We start from the raw sequence: 2,037 nt of genomic DNA, 5'->3' as shown, positions 1-2,037 counted from the left end.
TTGCCAGCAACCAAAAAACAACGGGGGAGAAAGAGGGGCAGCTGGCCCGGTAACGCCGTCCCCTCACCACCGAACAATCCTCAGCAAAGGACCAAAACCATGACTGATTCAGTACGCGCCACCGGCCCCGCCGACGTTCTCAGCTTCATCCCGCACGCCCTGGGTTCCGTTCCCCGGGAATCCTTCGTTTTCATCACCGTCAACAACGGGCGGCTGGGCGCGACCCTGCGCGTCGATGCTCCGCTGGCGCCTACCCCGGCCATGTACGCCCGGACCGTCGCCGGGCACCTCGCAGCGGACCCCGCCGCTACCTCGGTGCTGCTGGCGGTCTACACCGATCAGACCGGCGCGCCGGAGCTGCCCCGCCCGTTCCACGAGCACATCGAAGCGCTCATTGAGGTCCTGGACGAGGCCGGGACGCCGCTTAAAGACGGCTGGCTGGTGACCTCCAGCCACTGGCAGAACCTCCTGTGCGACGGGCAGGACGACTGCTGCCCGGCCTACCCGCTGGAGAGCATCACCGACAGCGCCCTGAACGCTGAAATGGTTTACCGCGGGAGCGCCTACAACCAGGACCCGGGCGCGACCTACACCCCTTACACCGGCCCGGCCGAGACCGAGGAAAACATCATTGCGGCCATCGCAACCCAGATGATCACCGGAACCGAACACGCCGAAGCCCTGTGGGCGCACGCGCTCACAATCAACGGACCGATTCCTGAACAGGACCGGATCGAGCTGCTGGCCACACTTCAGATCCCCACCGCCCGGGACATGGTGCTGTGCACCATCATCGACCCGGACCTGAAAACCGCTGACGGGGCAGGGGACCTGCTCATCGGCAAGGTCGCCCCGGACTGGAACCGCGTGGACAAAGCCCAGGAACGGGCGCGGGAACTCATCAACGCCGCACCCACCGGCTACCGCGCCCCGTTGCTGACCCTGATCGGCTGGACCGACTTCCTCAAAGGCCGGGCATCCTCAGCATCACACCACTTCACCCAAGCCAGCGATGACAGCCCGGGCTTCCGGCTCGCGGAACTGCTGACCGGCGTGATGAACCTCGGCACCGTCGCGGAAATCGCCAAGAACCCCGCCACCGCCTACAAACCCCAGCACTAACGACGAGGGGAAGGGGGCGGGCCAGCACGGTCCGTCCCCTTCAAGCGGGGGCGGGCGGCCTCCCCCGCAGGCTCCGCCGGCCGCCTGTCACGCTCGCGCGGGCGCAGCCTGTTAGGAGCCTGGAGATGGGACGCACAGGGATGCTAGCTCGGAGTAGCGGCAACTCTTAGTTGTAGAAGCCGCCCAGCACAGTCAGAACCGTGAAAAGCAGCCCGAAAATGCCGATGGCGTAACCGACAGCGAGGGATGCCCTGGCAAGCTGACGCCCCTGACCGCCGTCGCGATTGATCTGGTTGAGAGCAACGTGACCCGCTCCCACGGCGAAGACCGCCAGCACGGTGAAAGTCCCCAAGAATCCAACTACGGCAACCACGGCACTAACTACTGCCACGATAGCCATACGGTTGTAGCCGGTTGCGGCCGGTGAAGCTGCTGCTGCTGCTGCTGACATTTAAGGAGTCCCCCACTCTTGATCGCTTTGGCTGAGTTTACTCCCTGCCGCAATTTAGCCCTTGGGCTTGTCTATAGGAACATCTCCGCCGGCCGCCTGTCACGCTCGCGCGGGCGCAGCACCACCGGGAAAACACGCAAACACCCGCCGGGTTAGAGTGGAAACACGACAACCAGGCAGGAACCCCATGAGCCACGGATACATCCTCACGGACCAGGACAAAGCCCCCGAAGGCATTACCGCGGCCGAAGAAGCCATCGAACTGGCCATCCTGGGGAACGACAAAACAACAGGCCCCACGGACTTCACCTGGGACCACCAAGACCAGCAATACTAAAAACCCGCAGCGATGACGCTGCCCCATGGATTTCCTTTTGCTGAGGGAAAACAGGAATGGCCGGCACCCACAGGGTGCCGGCCATTCCGCTCTCCAGCCCCGCCGCAACGCGACTAATGTACTCACC

3 protein-coding genes are annotated in these 2,037 nt (G+C 64.1%); 2 read left to right on the top strand and 1 reads right to left on the bottom strand.

What is annotated here, in order from left to right; genetic code table 11:
• The first annotated feature begins 99 nt into the window (after nt 1-99).
• Entirely contained in the window at nt 100-1,122 is a 1,023-nt protein-coding gene (locus ASF72_RS16635) for a DUF4192 domain-containing protein (RefSeq protein WP_056600702.1), read from the top strand.
• A gap of 166 nt (nt 1,123-1,288) precedes the next feature.
• Here ASF72_RS16635 and ASF72_RS16630 read toward each other — a convergent pair whose 3' ends face one another.
• The gene (locus ASF72_RS16630; protein ID WP_082484390.1) at nt 1,289-1,573 is read right to left on the bottom strand and encodes a DUF4190 domain-containing protein; all 285 of its coding nucleotides are present in this window, start codon (nt 1,571-1,573) and stop codon (nt 1,289-1,291) included.
• Nucleotides 1,574-1,760: 187 nt separating this feature from the next.
• Between ASF72_RS16630 and ASF72_RS20435 the strand changes: the two genes are divergently transcribed.
• Complete coding sequence (locus ASF72_RS20435; RefSeq protein WP_157371032.1) at nt 1,761-1,910, top strand: hypothetical protein; 150 nt, start codon at nt 1,761-1,763, stop codon at nt 1,908-1,910.
• Nucleotides 1,911-2,037 lie beyond the last annotated feature (127 nt).

Source organism: Arthrobacter sp. Leaf141 (assembly GCF_001424565.1).
GTDB lineage: Bacteria > Actinomycetota > Actinomycetes > Actinomycetales > Micrococcaceae > Arthrobacter.
The sequence above is the reverse complement of the archived record's forward strand: the minus strand, read 5'-3'. Positions and strand labels throughout refer to the sequence as shown.